Source organism: Rhodococcus erythropolis NBRC 15567 (genome assembly GCF_001552595.1).
Classification (GTDB): Bacteria; Actinomycetota; Actinomycetes; order Mycobacteriales; family Mycobacteriaceae; genus Rhodococcus_F; species Rhodococcus_F erythropolis.
Window position 1 is genome coordinate 1,349,642 of the sequence record NZ_BCRM01000001.1, and the last position, 18,625, is coordinate 1,368,266.

The window sequence follows — 18,625 nt, forward strand, 5'->3', positions numbered from 1 at the left end:
CGTGCGTGGTTAGGGAGTCTCCGGACTCCTTAACCACGCACAGTGGTATCGACCCACATCGACCCGGCAGGTTCCAACTGCCCGGCACCGGATGTGATGGATGCGACGATCGAGTCGAGATCGTCGGCGTCACCGGCGGCGAGCGTCATCACCGCCTTCGATCCATACGCAGTTCCGAGCACCGAGACGCCCCGCGCTCTCAGTTCCGCTTCCACCCGACCGGCCTCTGAGTGCCGGATCGCCAAAGTGCGCAGGATCATCCTCTCCCTGGCCACAAGCTCGGCCGAATCGAGAGCAACCGAGACGGCTCCCGAATACGCGCGGACCAATCCACCGGCGCCGAGCTTGATTCCGCCGAAGTAGCGCGTGACGACAACAATCACATCGACCAGATCTCGAGACTTGAGAACCTGAAGCATCGGCACCCCAGCTGTCCCGCCTGGTTCGCCGTCGTCGTGTGCACGCTCGACGCGTGAGTTCGCTTCGTATCCGATCACGAAAGCCGAACAATGATGGCGCGCATCGGGATACAGCGACTTCTGCTCCGCGACGAACTCCGTGGCGGCTTCGGCGTCGTCGATCCGGCGAAGCGCGGCGATGAATCGTGAGTGCTTCACCTCGGTTTCGACGACATGGTCGGCGCCGGGCGCGAGGGTGAAGGGCATCTGCCCATTGTCTCCTGTCGGTGTTAGCGTGCGAAGTCGAGACACATACGCTGGTAACCATCGAAGACCGTCTACGAGGAGAAGTCATGACGTTCACGCCGCAAGGGCCCAGCTTCGGGCCACCGAATCAGCCGGCAGCGGGCGGTGGAACCAAGAATCTCGGATTCATCCTGCTCATCGCCGTCGCGGCACTCGGCCTGATCAATTTCCTACTCGGTTTTGCGCCTTTCACGTCGATCAGTGGAAGCAGCAGCGGCATCGGTAGCGGTCTGGACACCAGTTCGAGCTTCTTCGAGTCGAGCATCTACGGCCTCGGATTCGTTTTCGCCGGCGGTGTGGTCGCAGGCGTATCGCTCCTCCCGAAGCAGTCGTATGCAGGCATTGCCGCAGCGCTCACCCTCACGGGTTTCTTCGCTTTGGTGTTCGCCGCGTTCTCCGTAGGTACCAGCGACTACGTCGACATCAGCCTCGGTTGGGGTCTGATCATCGTGCTGATCCTCTCGTTCGTGCAGACGGTCGTCGCAGTCGCCGCGTTGTTGTTCGAGATCGGAATCCTGAAGGCTCCCGCGCCGCGTCCGGTAGCTCAGCAGTACGGTCAGCCGCAGGGCTATGGCCAGCACCAGGGCCAGCCCCAGGGCCAGGCGCCGGGGCAGGCGCCAGGTCAGCCACAGGGATACGGACAGGCTCAGTACGGCCAGCCGCAGCAGGCTCAGCAGCCGGGCCAGTACCAGCAGAACCCGCAGTACGGGCAGGCGCAGCAGCAGGGATACGGGGGAGCGCACGCCGCCCCCGCCGACCCGACTGCTTCGCAGCCGCCTTACGGCCAGACTGCGTCTCCCTACGGTCAGAACCCGGTGCAGAATCCCGCGCAGACCGACTCGTCGGCCGCGACGACGTCGTCTTACTATCCGCTGACCTCGCAGCCCGCGAGTCAGCCGAACCCGAGTTACTCGTCGGATCAGTTCACCGCCCCGCGCGGTTACGGCCAGCCGTACAACCAGCAGCAGACTGGCTCGACCGAGCAGCCGACGGGCTTCGAGCCGCCCACTTTCGAAGCGCCGACGCCGTCTGCTGAGCCTGACCAGGGCAGCAGCGATTCCGCGGCCGAGACCAAGGTCTTCGGCTCGCAGAACCCCGACGAGCGTCAGCAGTAGTACTACTTCGTTTCACGAACATGAATGTGGCCTCCGACCCGCTGCGGGTGGAGGCCACATTCCGTGAGCCCGACGGCGCGCCTGAGTGCGCGGCGCACTATCGAGTGAAACCCTCGAGGGGATGAGTTCTTTGATTGATGGCACCCGGTCCCGTCCCGCGTCCTCACGACCCGGACGTGGTCGTACTGGCGGCGGCCGCGTCGGCGGCGGTCGCCCGGCACCGAACCCGGACCTGGCGCGCAAGCTGCTGACGGTCGCCTTCCGGCCGTCGGGTCTGACGATGCTGCTGATCGCGGCTGTCGTTGTGGTCACCTTGGTATCGGCGAGCAGCGACCTGACCGGAACCTTCGGCGCCATTGCCACCACATGGTTGGTCATCCACCAGGTGCCGGCGACTATCAGCGGCGTCCAACTCGGTGTACTGCCATTGCTTCCGACGGCCGTCATGATGTGGGTGGTTGCACGCCGATGCGCGTCGACTGCGGTGCACACCGACTCCCGTGACGACACCCTCCGCCTGGTGGGGGCCGCGGTGGCCGGACCGTTGACTATCACGGCAATCGCTCTCGCCGTGGTTGCCGACGCCTCCGCAGCCATTCCGCTGTCTAGCCCCAACACGTTGGCTGCTTTCGGCTGGGTCGCCGGGATTCACCTGATCGCCGCGTCCGTCGGTGTTGCTGCTGCGCACTGGGATCGGGTCGTCGCCGAGATTCCGCCGTGGGCATCTGCTGCTGTTCGACCGGCAACGGCTGCGTCGGCAGCGCTGTTGGCTGCGGGCGCCGTGGCCGTCGTGGTGTCACTACTCGTGTCGTGGTCGACGGTCGGTGACCTACTCGCGCGCGGCAACGGGTTTGTCGGCGTACTGGGATTAACGGTGTTGTCGCTGCTCTATCTGCCGAACCTCGTGGTCGGCGCAGCCGCGGTGATGACGGGATCGACGGCCGATTTCGGCAATGTCTCCATCAGCGTGTTCGGCAACATCGGCGGTGACCTGCCACCCTTGCCCCTTCTCGGAGCGATTCCGGAAGGCGTCGCCGGTGGAATCTGGCCCGTGTTGTTGATCGTTCCGGCAGCGGTGGGCATGATGCTCGGCCGTGATTGCGCTCGACGCATCGCCGGGCAGGACAGTGTGCTCGCAGTGCTGACGGCAGCTGCCGGAGCCGGCGTCGTCATGGCGCTGCTCGCTCTTGCTGCCGGGGGAGACCTCGGGCAGTTCGGCACCGTCGAGGTCCTGTGGTGGGGCTTCGGTCTTCTGACCTTTGCGTGGCTGGGATTGTTCGGAACGGTCTCGGCGCTGTTCGCGATGTGGTTCTCACACCGCGGACACATGAAGGACGAGGTTGCGCCCCCGACGGCTGAACCGGCTCGAACAGTCGAGCCCGAACTTGCGATCACGGCTGCGGCCACACCGGAAGACGAGGACGACGAGAACTCGGGCGAAGTGCTGGCCCAGGAATCTGCGGTCGTTGTCACCAAGGTCGTCGAAGCGGAAATCGTCGAGGAATCAGGCGAACCCGTGCAGGTAGTGACAGAGGAAACCGTCGAGATCGAAGTAGTCGACGCCGAGGTTGTCGCGGCACCCGAGGCGGACCCCACAGCCGACTCCGCAGCCGGGGCCGAGCCGGAGACCGACCTGCCCTCGAAGCCGCAGAAGTCCAGCGACTAGGCTGTCATGCGGCCGATACTCCGGCCGCATCATCTTCCAGTTCTCAGGAGTAGTGCGCTGACTGCCTCGGCCGACAATCCGCAGCCGACAATGCCCGACGGGGTCCAATTTCGCGACTCGATCGCGCGGGTAGTCGTACTCGCTTCCGGCGCGGGAACCCTGTTGACTTCGCTGATCGAGGCTTCGCACGCCGAGGGATACCCCGCCGAGATCGTTGCCGTCGGGGTAGATCGTGACTGCCTCGCCGCCGAGCACGCTGCGGATTCGAAGATCCAGTCCTTCAAAGTCTCGATCAAGACTTATGAAAATCGTGCCGCCTGGGACGAGGCGCTGACAGCAGCGGTGGCCGAGCACGAACCCGATCTCGTGGTCAGTGCAGGTTTCATGAAAATCCTCGGCCCCAGCTTTCTCGCGCGTTTCGGCGGCCGAATCATCAACACTCATCCCGCGTTGCTGCCTGCCTTTCCCGGCGCGCACGCGGTTCCCGACGCTCTGGCGTACGGCGTGAAGGTCACCGGTTCCACGGTGCATCTCGTCGACGGCGGAGTTGATACCGGGCCGATCTTGGCGCAGGAAGCTGTGCCGGTGCATGACGACGACACCGAGTCTTCGTTGCATGAACGCATCAAAATTGTGGAGCGACGGTTGTTGGCGGACGTCATCGCCGCTGTTGCTACGCGCGGAGTGGTTTCCGATGGACGAAAGGCCGTGATCCCCAGTGAGTGAACGCAAGGCTGTGCGCCGTGCACTTGTCAGCGTCTACGACAAGAGTGGTCTGATCGAGCTGGCCACGGGCCTGCACGAGGCCGGTGTCGAGTTGGTCTCGACCGGTTCGACCGCGTCGAAGATTGCCGACGCCGGAATCCCCGTGACGCCGGTCGAGGCTCTGACCGGATTCCCGGAATGCCTCGAAGGCCGCGTGAAGACGCTGCATCCGCGCGTCCATGCCGGCGTTCTCGCCGATACCCGCAAGCCGGATCACCTCGCTCAGCTCGAGGAACTCGGCATCGCGACCTTCGAATTGGTCGTCGTGAACCTGTACCCCTTCACCGAGACGGTTGCCTCGGGCGCTAGCCCGGACGAGTGCGTCGAGCAGATCGACATCGGTGGCCCGTCGATGGTTCGTGCTGCAGCCAAGAACCATCCGTCGGTTGCCGTCGTGGTCGATCCGGCTCGTTACGCCGATGTCCTGACTGCCGTTGCCGGTGGCGGATTCACCTTGCGTGAGCGCACTGTGCTTGCGGCGCAGGCGTTCCAGCACACTGCGTCGTACGACGTCGCTGTTGCGAGCTGGATGACGGGCACGATCGCAGCTGACGAGGACGGTTCGCTGTTCCCGGCCTGGGTCGGTGCTACCTGGAACCGCAGCGCTGTCCTTCGCTACGGCGAGAACCCGCACCAGGATGCTGCGTTGTACGAAAACCCGGCTGCGCCTGCAGGTTTGGCTCAGGCGGAGCAGTTGCACGGCAAGGAGATGTCGTACAACAACTACACGGACTCCGACGCAGCGTGGCGTGCAGCTTACGACTTCACTGATCCGGCCGTCGCAATCATCAAGCACGCCAACCCGTGTGGCATCGCCATCGGCACCGACATTGCCGACGCTCACCGCAAGGCGCATGCTTGCGATCCGGTCAGTGCTTTCGGTGGTGTCATCGCAGCCAACCGTGAGGTCACCGTCGAACTGGCAGAGCAGATCGCCGATATCTTCACCGAGGTTGTCATCGCGCCCTCGTACGAAGACGGGGCTGTCGAGGTTCTGCAGCGTAAGAAGAACATTCGTGTTCTGAAGGCTGCGGCTCCGACCGCTACCGGAATCGAACTGCGTCCGATCTCTGGCGGTACCTTGCTCCAGCAGCGCGACGTTCTGGACGCTGACGGCGACAACCCGGCCAACTGGACTCTCGCCAACGGTGAGGCTGCAGATGCCGAGACTCTCGCTGACCTCGAATTTGCTTGGCGTGCCAGCCGATCGGTGAAGTCAAACGCGATCCTGCTGGCCTCCGGCGGCGCGTCCGTCGGCGTCGGTATGGGCCAGGTCAACCGCGTCGATGCAGCGCATCTTGCTGTTCAGCGAGCCGGTGACCGCGTCGTAGGTTCGGTTGCGGCCTCGGACGCGTTCTTCCCGTTCCCCGACGGTCTGCAGGTTCTTCTCAACGCCGGCGTCAAGGCTGTTGTGCAGCCGGGTGGTTCGGTTCGCGACAACGAGGTGATTGCCGCGGCCAAGGAAGCCGGTGTCACTCTTTATCTGACCGGTGCGCGCCACTTCGCGCACTGACTTTCTGCTTCGGTAGCGGGCCTCGACTCCTCAACGGGAGCTCGGGGCCCGTTCTGCATTCAGGCCGGCCCGGTTCTTTCAGGCTGCGCTGCTGTGGGTGCCCTGGAGTTCGCGGGGTGAGCCGGTGATGACCACGCGTGAGGCTCCGCGACTGCGGATCTCGCTGATCAGTGCGCCGAGGGTGGCTTCGTGGGCAGCATCGGAGTGCGAAAGATCCAGGGTGACGGCGTATCCGGTGAGGTCACCGGGCAGATCGACATACGGCGGCGCGATGGACAGTTGGTTGACTCGAAGTTTCATCTGGTGCTCCTGCGTGTGAAAGGTAAAAGAAAAGGCACCCGAGGCGTTTGCCCTGGGTGCCCGAGAACGAATCCGGTGAAACTGGGGATCATTCTCGGGGTACACCGCGCTTGTTGCCCATGTGCTTGGCCGACATTGCGGCCGAAAAAATGTGCTTGCCTGCGGTGCAGCTGCGCCACGAAGGTACGGATGCAAAGTTCGGGTGTAGCGACATGACGTCCGTTCCTTTCTGTGTGGCGTTGCTGGTTAATGGATGACCGTACAGCACGGATCGAGGGTTCGCACCAATAAAAAGCGCCGCGAACGTAAACTCCGGGTGACTTCTGTCCCCGGGTTCGCTGGATTGAGAGAGCCTTTGTTGCAGGTCAGGCGTAGAAAGCAGAAGTCCCTCCGCGATGGTTCGCGGAGGGAACTTTCTACCCGAAAAAGAGGACGTTCGGTCTGTACGTCATTTGGAGAACGAGCGGACCCACGCTGTGAAGGGCTCCGAGAACTCTGCCGAGTACGGAAGCGGCGCGACGTAGTCGGCCCCGGTGGACTGTTCTTCGCCGATGTCCTTGAGTACGAAGTTGGCGTTGCGCATCCGCACTGAAGTCAGCGCGGTATGTGAGAGCGCGGCGTCGAGTGCCGCGACGTCGGAGGGAATTACTTGGATGTCCTTGTCCGAGCAGCTGGTGAGAACGGGCATGCCTGCCGGCAGCGCCGCTACGAGCGCAACCGGGTCCAGCGCGTCTTCCTCGGCGAGTGCCTTGGCATTGGCGTGAACGAGTCCCGCGTTCTGCAGCGGTTCGGGTAGATCATCCGGAACCGTGCCCTCGGATCGAAGAGACTCGACGGCGTCGGCGAGCGCGACGCGCAGTTCGTCAGCCAGTTCGACCGGCAACTGTCCGGCGCCGACGACGGCGTCGAGCTGGCGGTGAATCTGCGTCGTGAGTAGATCGAGAAGCCGGACACTCAGTGGCTCGAGCAGTGCGAGGGCGCTGACTCTTGTGCCCTCTTTCGCCGTGGCAAGTGCCAGCGCGACGACGGCGCCGTCGCTGTGTCCGACGACGAACAAGCGCTCGGGATCGACGCCGGGTTGTCCGGCGAGGTAGTCAAGTCCGTCGGAGGCGGCGTCGACGAATGTGTTGAAGCCGAGATCGGCGATGTCCTCGATCTCGTAGTCGCCGAGGGCGGTTTCGCCGCTGCCGAGCTTGTCGTAACGTAGGCTTGAAATGCCTTGATTTTCAAGAAGATCCGCGATGAACCGCAGAGTTCCGATGTCGCCTTCGAGGAGTGCGCTGTCGCCGTTGCGATCGGTGGGGCCACTGCCGGCCAGAATCAGCGCGGCCGGCGCCGAGGAGTCGGGTGAGGCTGCCAGGCGAAGACTCCCGTACAGGGTGACGTCGCCGGATTGGAACGAGATCTCGGTGTCGGACATGACGACTTGTCTACCAGGTCCACAGGTTCAGGCGGTGCGCAGACTCCGGACACGTCGCCATCCGCGCCAGCTGAACCACAAGAGTGCGGCGAGCAGCGGAATGATCAGGAGCGGCAAGATCATCGCGATCATGGAGGTGAAGAAAGTCAGCACATCCTCGATGACGGAGACGACGGGATTCGCCAGTCCACCGGTAGTGGCCGTACTGACCGCGCGAGTGCCTGTCTGGGCGGCGCTGAATGTCAGCGCCGTCGGCGCTCCGACGATGATGCCCGCCAACGCGGCCATCGCAGGGTCGAGATGGCTGAAGGCCGCCCAGGCCGCGATCACTCCGGCGATGGGTCCGGTGACGTTCCCGATCACCGAGAGTGCGTTGTCCACGAAGGGAATGAGGTCGGCACCCAGTTCGACCACCGCGGCTATTGCCAATGCCACCAGCGCGCCGGTGGATCCGACCCACCGCATCGACTCGCCGACGGTGATTCCGAACAGTTCGAAGTGGACGGCAGCGCTGAGCATCAGCAGCGGCAGGAAGGTTCGCATTCCGGACGCTGCGGCGAGTCCGAGACCGAGCATGGCGGGCAACACCCAGGTATCCATGGGTGGAGTTTAGGTCTACTGTGCGCCTTTATTAACCGCCGGCGGTTAATAAGGGCGCACAGCAAAGTCTCGGAAAGGACCTTTCATGGCGACAAACCCGCAGCCGATGTTCTTCCTCAACCTGCCCGTCAAGGACCTCGGCAAGGCCACCACCTTCTACGAGGGCCTCGGATACTCCAAGAACACGCAGTTCTCCGACGAGAATGCGTCGTCGATGGTCATCAGTGACACCATCGTCGTGATGCTGTTGGCCGAGCCCTTCTTCAAGACCTTCACCACCAAGGGCATCGCCGACACCTCGACGTCGACGGAAGCGCTGCTCGGTCTCTCGGCCGAGACCCGTGAGGCCGTCGACGCCCTCGTCGACAAGGCACTCGCGACCGGCGGTTCCGAAGGAAACGCGACGCAGGATCACGGTTTCATGTACAGCCGCAGCTTCCAGGATCCCGACGGCCACATCTGGGAAATCATCTGGATGAATCCCGAGAACATCGAGGGCTGAGCGACCGAACTTCCTCGGCGAGAGGCGAAACCCCGCAAACACTCGTAGCGTGGAGTGGTGACTGTCGCAAAAACCCTCGGAGAGCTACGCGCCTCCGGACACGTACAGCGAAGTGTCAAGGAAGAACTACGAGAGAACCTTCTCGCCGCGTTGCGGGACGGCCGTGACCCCTGGCCCGGGATAGTCGGGTTCGAGGACACGGTCGCCCCGCAACTCGAGCGGGCGCTGATCGCCGGCCACGACGTGGTTCTGCTCGGCGAACGAGGTCAAGGAAAGACGAGGTTGCTTCGCACTCTCGGGCTCCTGCTCGACGAGTGGACGCCCGTCATCGAAGGCTCGGAACTGGGGGAGCACCCGTACGAGCCGATCACACCGGCTTCGATACGTCGAGCCAAGGAACTGGGTGACGACCTCCCGATCGCCTGGCGACACCGCAGCGAGCGGTACTCCGAGAAACTGGCAACGCCGGACACCTCGGTCGCCGACCTGATCGGAGACGTCGACCCGGTCAAGGTGGCCGAGGGTAGGAGCCTCGGCGATCCGGAGACCATTCACTTCGGTCTCGTGCCCCGCGCGCATCGCGGAATCGTGGCCATCAACGAGCTTCCCGACCTCGCCGAGCGCATCCAGGTCTCGTTGCTCAACGTGATGGAAGAGCGGGACATCCAGGTCCGCGGGTACACGCTTCGGCTTCCGTTGGACGTCCTTCTGGTCGCGAGCGCAAATCCTGAGGACTACACCAACCGCGGGCGCATCATCACACCGCTCAAGGACCGCTTCGGCGCCGAAATCCGCACCCACTACCCCGTCGAGTTGGCGGGCGAGATCGCGGTGATCGAGCAGGAGGCGCACCTGGCCGCGGAGGTGCCTGACTACCTTCTCGAAATTCTTGCCAGGTTCACGCGCTTGCTACGCGAATCCACCTCGGTGGATCAGCGATCGGGTGTGTCGGCACGATTTGCCGTCGCCGGCGCGGAAACCGTCAGTGCAGCGGCGGTACGACGCGCGGCGGTGCTCGGCGAGGCCGATCCTGTTGCACGGCCCGTCGATCTCGAGTCCGTGGTCGAGGTTCTTCGCGGCAAGGTCGAGTTCGAATCCGGTGAAGAGGGACGGGAACTGGAGGTGCTCGAGCACCTGCTGCGTCGCGCGACCGCCGATACGGTTCGGATACGACTCGGCGGAATCGACCTCGGGATGTTGGTTGCTGCTGTGGAGACGGGCAATACGATCGTCACCGGTGAATCTGTCACGGCCAAGGCGTTTCTCGACGAGCTTCCGGACCTCGAGGTCCTGGACGAAGTAGCCGAACGCCTCGGCGCGCAATCCGACGGCGAGCGTGCTGCCGGTGCCGAACTTGCCCTCGAAGGGCTTTACCTCGCGCGCCGGATCTCCAAAGATCAAGGCCCGGGCGGCCGCTCGGTGTATTCGTAAGGGGCAGTGATGATCCACAATCCGCGGTACGGGCCGTACGACGGTGGTCCCGATCCGCTGGCGCCTCCGGTAGATCTGCGCGATGCCTTGGCAGCAATCGGCGACGACGTGTTGTCAGGCACGTCGCCGCGCCATGCCCTCCGGGAACTCCTGCGCCGCGGAAACCGAGACATGCGCGGGCTCGACGACCTTGCTGCCCAGGCGAACCGGCGTCGACGTGAGTTGCTACGCCGCAACAATCTCGACGGAACGCTCGACGAGGTTCGTAAGCTTCTCGACAAGGCGGTGCTCGAAGAGCGCAAAGAACTGGCACGTGCTCTCGACGACGACGCACGATTCAACGAAATGCGGATCGAGGAGTTGCCACCGTCGACAGCTCAGGCCGTGCAAGATCTGGCCGACTACAACTGGCGCAGCGAACAGGCTCGCGCGGATTACGAGAAGATTCGTGATCTGCTCGGACGTGAGGTCCTCGATCAACGCTTCTCGGGAATGAAGCAGGCACTCGAGGGCGCTACCGACGAGGATCGTGAGCAGATTCGCCAGATGCTGGCAGATCTGAATCAACTGCTCGATGCGCACTCTCGGGGCGTCGACACTCCGGAGCAGTTTGCGGAGTTCATGGACAATCACGGGCAGTATTTCCCGGACAACCCGCGCAACGTCGACGAACTTCTGGATTCGTTGGCGCAGCGCGCGGCGGCCGCACAACGATTGCGTAACTCGCTCTCGCAGGAGCAGCGTGACGAGTTGGATGCGTTGGCGCAGCAGGCGTTCGGCGATCCGAGCCTGATGAGTGAGCTGAGTCAACTCGACCAGTTCCTTCAGGCGGCTCGGCCGGGTGAGGACTGGGAAGGTTCGCAACAGTTCCGCGGCGACAACGGAATGGGGTTGGGTGAGGGGACCGGTGCCCTGCAGGACATCGCCGAGCTGGAATCGCTGGCAGATCAACTGTCGCAGCAGTATGCCGGCGCAGCGCTCGACGACATCGACCCCGAGCTACTCGCGCGGCAACTCGGCGACGAAGCCGCCGCTGATGCTCGCACTCTGGCCGATCTCGAAAAGGCTTTGCAGGAACAGGGTTTCTTCGATCGCGCACCAGACGGTCAATGGCGCTTGTCGCCCAAAGCCATGCGACAGCTCGGACAGACCGCTCTGCGTGACGTCGCCGGGCAACTGTCGTCGCGAACCGGTCAACGCGATACGCGTCGGGCAGGTGCGATGGGCGAACCGACCGGAGCTTCCCGCGAATGGGAGTTCGGGGACACCGAACCGTGGGACGTCACGAGAACCGTCACCAACGCCGTCCTACGTGACCCGGGCCGAATGCCGGTGCGGCTGAGCGTCGTCGATGTCGAGGTGGCCGAAACCGAACAGCGTAGTCAGGCTGCTGTGGCTCTGTTGGTGGACACGTCGTTCTCGATGGTGATGGAGGATCGCTGGGTGCCGATGAAGCGCACCGCTCTGGCACTCAATCATCTGGTGAGCACGAGGTTTCGCAGCGACGAGCTGCAGTTGATCGCCTTCGGACGCCACGCGCACGTACTGAGCCCGTCGGAGCTCGCCGGTTTGGACGGCGCGTGGGACCAGGGAACCAACCTGCACCACGCACTGTTGTTGGCGGCCAGACACCTTCGACGCCATTCCAATGCGCAGCCGGTGGTGTTGATCGTCACCGACGGTGAGCCGACGGCTCATCTCGAAGCGGACGGAGAAGCCAGGTTCGACTACCCGCCGAGTGCGCGAACCCTCGGTTTGACGGTTCGAGCACTCGACGCCGTGGCCAGGCTGGGCGCCAAGGTCACGTTCTTCCGCCTCGGTGAGGATCCAGGTCTGGCCAGGGTGGTCGACCGGATGGCGCACCGGGTGGGTGGACGCGTCATCGCGCCGGACCTGGACGGCCTCGGCGCAGCCGTTGTGAGTGACTACATGCGAGGTCGCCGTTAATTCTCCCGCCGTCAGTCTTGTTCAGCGGGCTGGTGCTGGGTGATGCAGTGGATGCCGCCGCCACGTTCGAACAGCGGTCTGGCGTCGACGGTGACGACAGTGCGTCCGGGGTAAGCGGCTGACAGGATCCGGGCTGCTTCGGCGTCGGCAGGATCGTCGAAGCTGCAGGCGATCACTCCACGGTTGACCACGAGATGGTTGATGTAGCTGTAGTCGACGAATCCCTCGTCGTCGCGCAGGATTTCGGGTGCAGGCACCCGAATTACCTTCCACGGCCGGCCGCCGACGTCCGTCGAGCTTTCGAACAACTCGATGATCGTCTTGCTGACGGCGTAGTCGGGGTGCACCGGATTGCGTTGGTCATGGACGAGTACCACTCCGGGGGAAGAGATGGCAGCGACGATGTCGACGTGTCCGCGCGTTCCATAGGTCTCCTGATCGCGAGTCAACCCGCGGGGAAGCCAGATCACGTGCTTGGCGCCGATCGTGCGGGCGAGTTCGGCCTCGATGTCGGCCTTCGTCAGGTCGGGATTGCGCCCCGGATCGAGTTGGACGGTTTCGGTGACCAAGACGGTGCCGAGACCGTCGACCTGAATACCGCCGCCCTCGTTGACGATTGGTGAGTCGATCAACTGGGCACCGGATTGTTCGACGACAAATGCGCCGATCTTCGAGTCCTTGTCCCACTGCGCCCACCCCTGTGCGCCCCAGCCGTTGAACACCCAGTCGACTCCGCCGAGACGGCCTTCGTCGGACAGGACGAACGTCGGCCCGATGTCGCGCATCCACGCGTCGTTGAGAGGCGCCTCGACGATGTCGACCTTCTCGGACAGATACTTTCGTGCTTCTTCGACTTCGGCGGGATCGACGACGACGGTGACCGGCTCGAATTCGGCGACGGCGTGGGCGACGGCCGCCCACGTCGAGCGCGCTTCGTGCTGTTCCTCGGCGGTGTCGCCGAGGGAGTATCCGGCGCTGGGGTACGCCATCCAGGTACGTTCGTGCGGTTCACTTTCCGCGGGCATGCGCCAGGTCATCGGTTGGCTCCTGCAGTGTTCACCGGTGCGGTCAGGGCCGAGTAGGTGTCGGGTCGGCGAGTGGACAGGAACGGGAACAGCGCAAGCCAGTCTTCACGTTGCCGAAGATCGAGATCGGCGACCAGCACTGCTGATTCGTCGCGGGGAGCCTGAACGAGGATGCGTCCGTACGGATCCGAGATGAAGGAAGAACCGTAGAAGGTGATGAGACCTTCACTGCCGTGGCGATTGGGAACAACCATGAAGGTGCCGTTGGCGATACCGTTTCCGACGATCACCTGCTGCCACAGCGGTTGGGTGTCGAAGTTCGGGTGATCGGGCTCGGAGCCGATCGCCGTCGGGTACACCAGAACCTGGGCACCGGCGAGGGAGTATGCACGTGCGACCTCCGGGAACCACTCGTCCCAGCATGTCGGGAGGCCGAACTTCGCGCCGAGTGCCTCGTGGACGGGGTATGCGTCCTGCGCCGGACCGCCGCGGAAGTACGTGTCCTCGTAGTATCCGGCCGTCACCGGAATGTGGAGCTTGCGGGTTCTGGCGAGAAGCTCACCTTCGGGCGAGACGAGGATCGCGGTGTTGAACCCCAGTCCGTCCTCGGCCTCACTGCGCTCGTACAGCGATGCGTGGACGAGGACCTGGTTCTCGGCGGCGGCTTTGGCGGCGAAGGCGAGAGTGGGTCCGGTGAGCAGGTCTTCCGCTTCGCGTCCGGGATTGTCGCCGGCCGGGGTGGAGGCGGGGTAGCGGCTGAGCGTCAGCTCCGGAAGAAAGACCACGGAAGCGCCCAGCTTCGCTGCGGACGCAATGCCCTCGCTCAATTCGGTGTAGAGGTCGTCTTGGTCCTCGTGCCAGCGATGTTGCACGAGACCTACACGCAGAGGTGTGGACGTGGACGGCGTAGTCGCGGCCAGAGACTCGGGTGGGGTGAGGGCGGTGATCGTCAGCATGGGGTTTCCTCGGTGCTCGGGTATTCGACGTTCAACGTAAAACGAATGTGATTCGTTAAGTATGGTGGGTGAGCGCTGATTGATCAAGGACTTTCGAGGAATTGTTTTTTGCGGCGCCCCGAACGGTGTGGATCATTACAGGAGGACATATGCCGCGGCCATCGCAACGACTGCTCTCACCGGCGATCATCACCGAGGCAGCGATCGAGTCGGTGGACGAATCCGGCGACTTCACCATGCCGGGACTCGCCGCACGACTGAAGGTGCGACCGTCGTCGCTCTACAACCACGTTTCCGGACGGGCCGAGATCGTCGAACTGATGAGGGCTCAGCTGATGGCGGGAATCGACGTGGAGTCGGCCTCGGGATCCTGGAGCGAGACCGTCTCTGCGCTGGCAGCCGAGTACCGGCGAAGCTACGCAGCACATCCTCGCCTGATTCCGCTCTTCACCGCCCAGACGGTGCAGGCCGGTGTGGCGTTCACCCTGTACAACGCGTTGGCGCAGGCATTCGCCGATGGTGGCTTCGACCCGGCTCAAACGCTGCACGCAATCACAACCGTCGACAGTTTTGTTCTCGGTTCGGCGTTGGATCTGGCGGCGCCAGATGTCCAGTGGGCGTCGGGGCCCGAGGCTAACGACGCGATGAAGGCGGCGTTGGCAACATCCGGGAAAAATCCCGAACGTGCCGACGCCGCCTTCGAATTCGGCTTGCGTGTATTGATGGCGGGCCTGATCGCGCAGGCCCCCGAACCTACTGTCTCCTAGGACACGCTGAGGTCGTTCTCGTCGCGCAGAGCCTCCGTGTCGCGGTTGAGGGTCTTGCCCTCGAAGAACTCGGGATTGCGCACTCGCATGACCATCATCAGTACCGCGCCGAGGATGAGGATTCCGAAGCCGAGGAAGAAGACCAGGCCGATGCCGCCGATGGATGCTCCGCTGGCGTTGTCCGGATTCATACTCTCCTGGACCGAAATGACGAACACCGCAAGCAGCATGAGACCACCGATGAGTGGGAACGCGAGCCGGAAGACGAAGTTTCGTACGCTTTCGAAGAGCGTCTTGCGGAAGTACCACACGCACGCGAATGCCGTGATGCCGTAGTACCAGCAGATCATGATGCCGAGTGCGGCGATCGTGTCGAGCAGCGCACTTTCGGAGAGGAATGTGACGACGCTGTAGAACACTGCCGTCACCGCGCCGGCCACGACGGTGGCGTACGACGGCACCAGGAATCGAGGCGAGACCTCGGCGAGCTTCTTGGGGAAAGCTCCGTATGCGCCCATGGCGAGCATGGTTCGTGCGGCGGGCAGGAACGTGGTCTGCAGGCTCGCAACGGAAGAGACGAAGACTGCGAGGAAGAGGAGCATTCCGCCCCAGTTGCCCAGGACCGGGTCGGCCAGAGCGCCGAAGACGTTCTCGGAGTTGTCGGGATTGCCGAGACCGAGGCCTTCCTCGCCGACGCCGGCGTACATCATCGCGGCAACGGCGACCAGCAGGTAGGTCAGGAGAATGGTTGCGACACAGAGCAAACCGGCGCGGCCCGGGGTCTTCTTGGGGTTCTTCGACTCCTCGCCCAGCGTGAGACAGGTATCCCAGCCCCAGAACGCGAAGATCGATCCGGTGAGTCCGATGACAAACGCACCGATGGCGAGTCCGCTGAACGGGTTGAACCAACTCAGGTCGAAGGACAATCCGGCCGGGGCATCGCCGGCGCCAACGTGAACCAGTGCAACGACGGCGAAGACGACCAGCAGCACCATCTGGAAGCCGACGAGCGCGAACTGCACGCGCTCGCTGGTGGTGATTCCTCTACTCGCTATCCACGTGGCCAGGGCGATGAAGACGAGTGTGGTGCCGACATTGACAAATTTGTTGCCCGGCAGATCGGCGATCGACGGATTGTCGACCACCCGCGCGATGAACAGATAGAAGAAGTCGACGGCAATGGCAGCAAGGTTCGAGAGCACGATGATGGTGGCGATCACCATGCCCCAGCCGCACATCCAACCGACGTACGGCCCGAATGCCTTGGTGGACCACGTGAACGACGCCCCGCAATCAGGAGTGTCCGAGTTCAGTTCACGGTACGCGTACGCAGTGAGGAACATCGGGATGAAGCCGGCGATGAAGATGGCGGGCATCTTGAGGCCGACCGCGGCGACGATCAATCCGATGCTGGCGGTCAGGGTGTAACCCGGTGCCACGGAGGAGATTCCGAGTACGGCACCGGAGATCATGCCGATCTTGCCGGTGGCGAGGCCTTTGGAACTCAGTTCGGTGCTGGTCATGACAGTGCCTCCGGCTGGGTGAATTCGTGCTTGGGCACTACGACCATGGGAACGGGCAGCACGCGCAGCATCTTGGCGGCGGTGGAGCCCAGGAAGAGTTTGCGGGGCTGTGCGAGACGACTGGAACCGACCATCACGAGGTCGCCGTCCTGCCAGTCGAGTTGACGCACTGCGGATTCCACTGTTGAACCGTCGGCGATGATGACCTCGATGGGGAACTCGGCGGGGAGCGCCGCTCTTGCGATATCAAGCGTGTCCTGAGCGTGATTTCGTGCACGCTCCCTGGCGGACTCGGCGGTGTCGCGGTGATCGCGCAGATCGTTCTGGGGGTCGAGTGCCACGAGCGAGACCAGTCGCAGCGGAACCTGCATCAGTTCACTGGTACGTACGGCGGTGTTCAAGACGACGTCGGCGCCGACGCGGGTACCGAGCGCGCAGGTGACCTCTCGTATTGCGGTAGCCGCCGAATGCCGCGTTCCCCGAGGCGCCAGTGCTACCGGGACGTGGGCGGAGTGCAGCAGTTCGGTCGAGACCGAACCTATCGCGTGACGGCCGAGCAGACCGTCGCCGGAAGCTCCCACCACGATCGCCAGCGCGCTCAGTCGGTCAACCTCGTCGAGCAGGCCCTGAGCAAACGACTCGTGGAAGCTCAGGTGTACTTCCACCTGGATGTCCTCGGGCACCGATGCTTTCGCCTCGGCGAGCCAGTCGTGTGCACGTGCGGCGAGAATGTCGTCGTAGCCGGCTTCCGAGGGAACCTTGGCCGGCAGTGTCCGATCCGGTGGGAGGACCATGCAGATGTCGAGTTGCGCGCCGAGACTGCGCGCGAGCTGGGCCCCGAGGACCAGCCCGTCTTTACCGCTGGGTGTGGCGAGGTATCCGACGATAAGGCGCATGGTGGCTCTTTTCCGGATTGGAGGAATCTGCTGTGCGCCTTTATTAACCGCGGGGGGTTGATAAAGGCGCACAGCAAGAGGGGCGGCAACTCAGTCGTGCGAACTCATGACGTGCTTGAGGCGGGTGTAGTCCTCGACTCCGTATGCCGAGAGATCTTTGCCGTAGCCGGAGTACTTGAAGCCGCCGTGCGGCATCTCGGCAACGAGTGGGATGTGGCAGTTGATCCACACCGCACCGAAGTCGAGAGCGGCGGAGACGCGTTGCGTGACACCGTGATCCTTGGTCCAGATGCTCGAGGCCAGGCCGAACCGAACGTCGTTGGCAAGCGTGATCGCCTCCTTCTCGTCGGAGAAGCTCTGGACGGTGAGGATGGGACCGAAAGTCTCTTCCTGCACGATGTCGTCCGATTGCGCGACGCCGGTGATGACGGTCGGCTCGAAGAAGAATCCGGTTTCGCCCGAACGCTTTCCGCCGGTAACGATCTTGGCCGACGCCGGCAGGTTCGCGATCTTGTCGCTCACGGCGTTGAAGTGGTTGATGTTGTTGAGCGGGCCGTAGAAAGCATCAGGATCGGAAGGCGCGCCGGGGCGCAGCTTCTCGGCGTTCCGGACGAGGGCTTCGACGAGCTGATCGTGGATGGACTCGTGAACGATCACGCGAGTGGCCGCGGTGCAATCTTGGCCACCGTTGAAGAACGCTGCCTCGGCAATGCCGGTGGCGGTCTTCTCGATGTCGACGTCGCTGAAGACGATCGCCGGCGCTTTGCCGCCCAGTTCGAGGTGCGCGCGCTTGAGTTGCTGCGCTGCGGACACGGCGACAGCGATGCCCGCCCGCACCGAACCGGTGATCGAGACGAGACCGAGGGCCGGGTTCTCCACCAACGTCGCGCCGGTTCCGCCGTTGCCGAGCACGACGTTGAACACGCCGTCCGGCAGGATGCCCTTCGAGAGCTTCGCCAGGACCAGCGTGCTGCCCGGTGTGGTGTCGCTGGGCTTGAGGACGATCGTGTTGCCGGCCGCGAGGGCGGGCCCGATCTTCCACAGCGCCATCATGAACGGGTAGTTCCAGGGAGTGACCTGACCGACGACGCCGATCGGCTCACGACGGACGTAGGAGGTGAAACCCTCCATGTACTCTCCGGCCGCCTTGCCCTCGAGAAGTCGTGCGGCCCCGGCGAAGAACCGCATCTGATCGGCTCCGACCTTGACCTCTTCGTCGGCGATCATCTGGTGGGCCTGGCCGGTGTTGGCGCTTTCGGCTGCGACGATTTCGTCGCTGTGCGCTTCGATGGCGTCGGCGAGTTTGAGGAGTGCGGCCTGCCGCACGCTTGGTGTCGTCTTACCCCAGGTCTCGAATGCGCGCTGTGCTGCTTCGACGGCGGCGTCGACGTCTTCCTTGGTGGAGACCGGCGTACGCCCGACCACACTCTCGTCCACGGGGTTGATCAGGTCGAGTGTTTCCGTCGCGGCCGAGGCGACGAATTCACCGTTGATG

General features: G+C 63.6%; 17 protein-coding genes. 8 read left to right on the plus strand and 9 right to left on the minus strand.

Annotation, left to right across the window (positions count from 1 at the left end; genetic code table 11):
* Window positions 1-29: 29 nt before the first annotated feature.
* The gene (locus RE4_RS06510; protein WP_060938219.1) at window positions 30-665 is read right to left on the minus strand and encodes an IMPACT family protein; all 636 of its coding nucleotides are present in this window, start codon (window positions 663-665) and stop codon (window positions 30-32) included.
* 86 nt (window positions 666-751) lie between these two features.
* Here RE4_RS06510 and RE4_RS06515 point away from each other — a divergent pair, with 86 nt between their 5' ends.
* The 4 genes from RE4_RS06515 (at window position 752) to purH (ending at window position 5,763) form a co-directional block, all read left to right on the plus strand.
* A complete protein-coding gene (locus tag RE4_RS06515; RefSeq protein ID WP_060938220.1) occupies window positions 752-1,819 on the plus strand; it encodes a DUF5336 domain-containing protein in 1,068 nt (355 codons plus the stop codon).
* A gap of 121 nt (window positions 1,820-1,940) precedes the next feature.
* Window positions 1,941-3,485, plus strand: a complete 1,545-nt coding sequence (locus tag RE4_RS06520) for a cell division protein PerM (protein ID WP_081098309.1) — start codon at window positions 1,941-1,943, stop codon at window positions 3,483-3,485.
* A gap of 6 nt (window positions 3,486-3,491) precedes the next feature.
* Entirely contained in the window at window positions 3,492-4,211 is a 720-nt protein-coding gene (gene purN, locus RE4_RS06525; protein ID WP_078377377.1) for a phosphoribosylglycinamide formyltransferase, read from the plus strand.
* Complete coding sequence (gene purH, locus RE4_RS06530; protein WP_020908644.1) at window positions 4,204-5,763, plus strand: bifunctional phosphoribosylaminoimidazolecarboxamide formyltransferase/IMP cyclohydrolase; 1,560 nt, start codon at window positions 4,204-4,206, stop codon at window positions 5,761-5,763. Before purN ends, purH begins: the two co-directional genes overlap by 8 nt.
* A gap of 78 nt (window positions 5,764-5,841) precedes the next feature.
* On the opposite strand, the gene RE4_RS06535 is transcribed toward purH, so the two are convergent.
* The 3 genes from RE4_RS06535 to RE4_RS06545 all read right to left on the minus strand — a co-directional run bounded on the left by RE4_RS06535 (window position 5,842) and on the right by RE4_RS06545 (window position 8,083).
* Entirely contained in the window at window positions 5,842-6,063 is a 222-nt protein-coding gene (locus RE4_RS06535) for a hypothetical protein (RefSeq protein WP_003946391.1), read from the minus strand.
* Between the two features lie 448 nt (window positions 6,064-6,511).
* Window positions 6,512-7,483, minus strand: coding sequence for an alpha/beta hydrolase family protein (locus RE4_RS06540; RefSeq protein ID WP_060938221.1), 972 nt, complete (start codon window positions 7,481-7,483; stop codon window positions 6,512-6,514).
* 27 nt (window positions 7,484-7,510) lie between these two features.
* Entirely contained in the window at window positions 7,511-8,083 is a 573-nt protein-coding gene (locus RE4_RS06545; protein ID WP_060938222.1) for a DUF4126 domain-containing protein, read from the minus strand.
* A gap of 85 nt (window positions 8,084-8,168) precedes the next feature.
* Between RE4_RS06545 and RE4_RS06550 the strand changes: the two genes are divergently transcribed.
* The 3 genes from RE4_RS06550 to RE4_RS06560 are packed head-to-tail and all read left to right on the plus strand — an operon-like array spanning window position 8,169 to window position 11,963.
* Window positions 8,169-8,585: a VOC family protein gene (locus tag RE4_RS06550; RefSeq protein ID WP_007727590.1), complete on the plus strand. Its 417-nt coding sequence runs from the start codon at window positions 8,169-8,171 to the stop codon at window positions 8,583-8,585.
* A 54-nt stretch (window positions 8,586-8,639) separates the two neighbouring features.
* Window positions 8,640-10,016, plus strand: a complete 1,377-nt coding sequence (locus RE4_RS06555) for an ATP-binding protein (RefSeq protein ID WP_127160012.1) — start codon at window positions 8,640-8,642, stop codon at window positions 10,014-10,016.
* A gap of 9 nt (window positions 10,017-10,025) precedes the next feature.
* Window positions 10,026-11,963: a vWA domain-containing protein gene (locus RE4_RS06560; RefSeq protein WP_060938223.1), complete on the plus strand. Its 1,938-nt coding sequence runs from the start codon at window positions 10,026-10,028 to the stop codon at window positions 11,961-11,963.
* An 11-nt stretch (window positions 11,964-11,974) separates the two neighbouring features.
* On the opposite strand, the gene RE4_RS06565 is transcribed toward RE4_RS06560, so the two are convergent.
* Window positions 11,975-13,000 (minus strand): agmatine deiminase family protein, encoded by a 1,026-nt coding sequence (locus tag RE4_RS06565; protein ID WP_020908638.1) that lies wholly within the window; start codon window positions 12,998-13,000, stop codon window positions 11,975-11,977.
* Entirely contained in the window at window positions 12,997-13,944 is a 948-nt protein-coding gene (locus tag RE4_RS06570; protein ID WP_041815132.1) for a nitrilase-related carbon-nitrogen hydrolase, read from the minus strand. The genes RE4_RS06565 and RE4_RS06570 overlap by 4 nt, the downstream gene beginning before the upstream one ends.
* A 149-nt stretch (window positions 13,945-14,093) precedes the next feature.
* Between RE4_RS06570 and RE4_RS06575 the strand changes: the two genes are divergently transcribed.
* Entirely contained in the window at window positions 14,094-14,711 is a 618-nt protein-coding gene (locus RE4_RS06575; RefSeq protein WP_019744741.1) for a TetR/AcrR family transcriptional regulator C-terminal domain-containing protein, read from the plus strand.
* Here the strand turns inward: RE4_RS06575 and RE4_RS06580 are convergent.
* The 3 genes from RE4_RS06580 to RE4_RS06590 all read right to left on the minus strand — a co-directional run bounded on the left by RE4_RS06580 (window position 14,708) and on the right by RE4_RS06590 (window position 18,624).
* Window positions 14,708-16,234: an APC family permease gene (locus RE4_RS06580; RefSeq protein WP_007727566.1), complete on the minus strand. Its 1,527-nt coding sequence runs from the start codon at window positions 16,232-16,234 to the stop codon at window positions 14,708-14,710. The two genes, RE4_RS06575 and RE4_RS06580, sit on opposite strands and share 4 nt — an antisense overlap.
* On the minus strand, window positions 16,231-17,130 hold the full coding sequence (locus RE4_RS06585) for a universal stress protein (RefSeq protein WP_020970346.1): 900 nt from the start codon (window positions 17,128-17,130) through the stop codon (window positions 16,231-16,233). Before RE4_RS06585 ends, RE4_RS06580 begins: the two co-directional genes overlap by 4 nt.
* A 90-nt stretch (window positions 17,131-17,220) precedes the next feature.
* Window positions 17,221-18,624 carry a gamma-aminobutyraldehyde dehydrogenase gene (locus RE4_RS06590; protein ID WP_060938224.1) on the minus strand — a complete coding sequence of 468 codons (1,404 nt, stop codon included), beginning with the start codon at window positions 18,622-18,624 and terminating at the stop codon, window positions 17,221-17,223.
* Between the last annotated feature and the right edge of the window lies 1 nt (window position 18,625).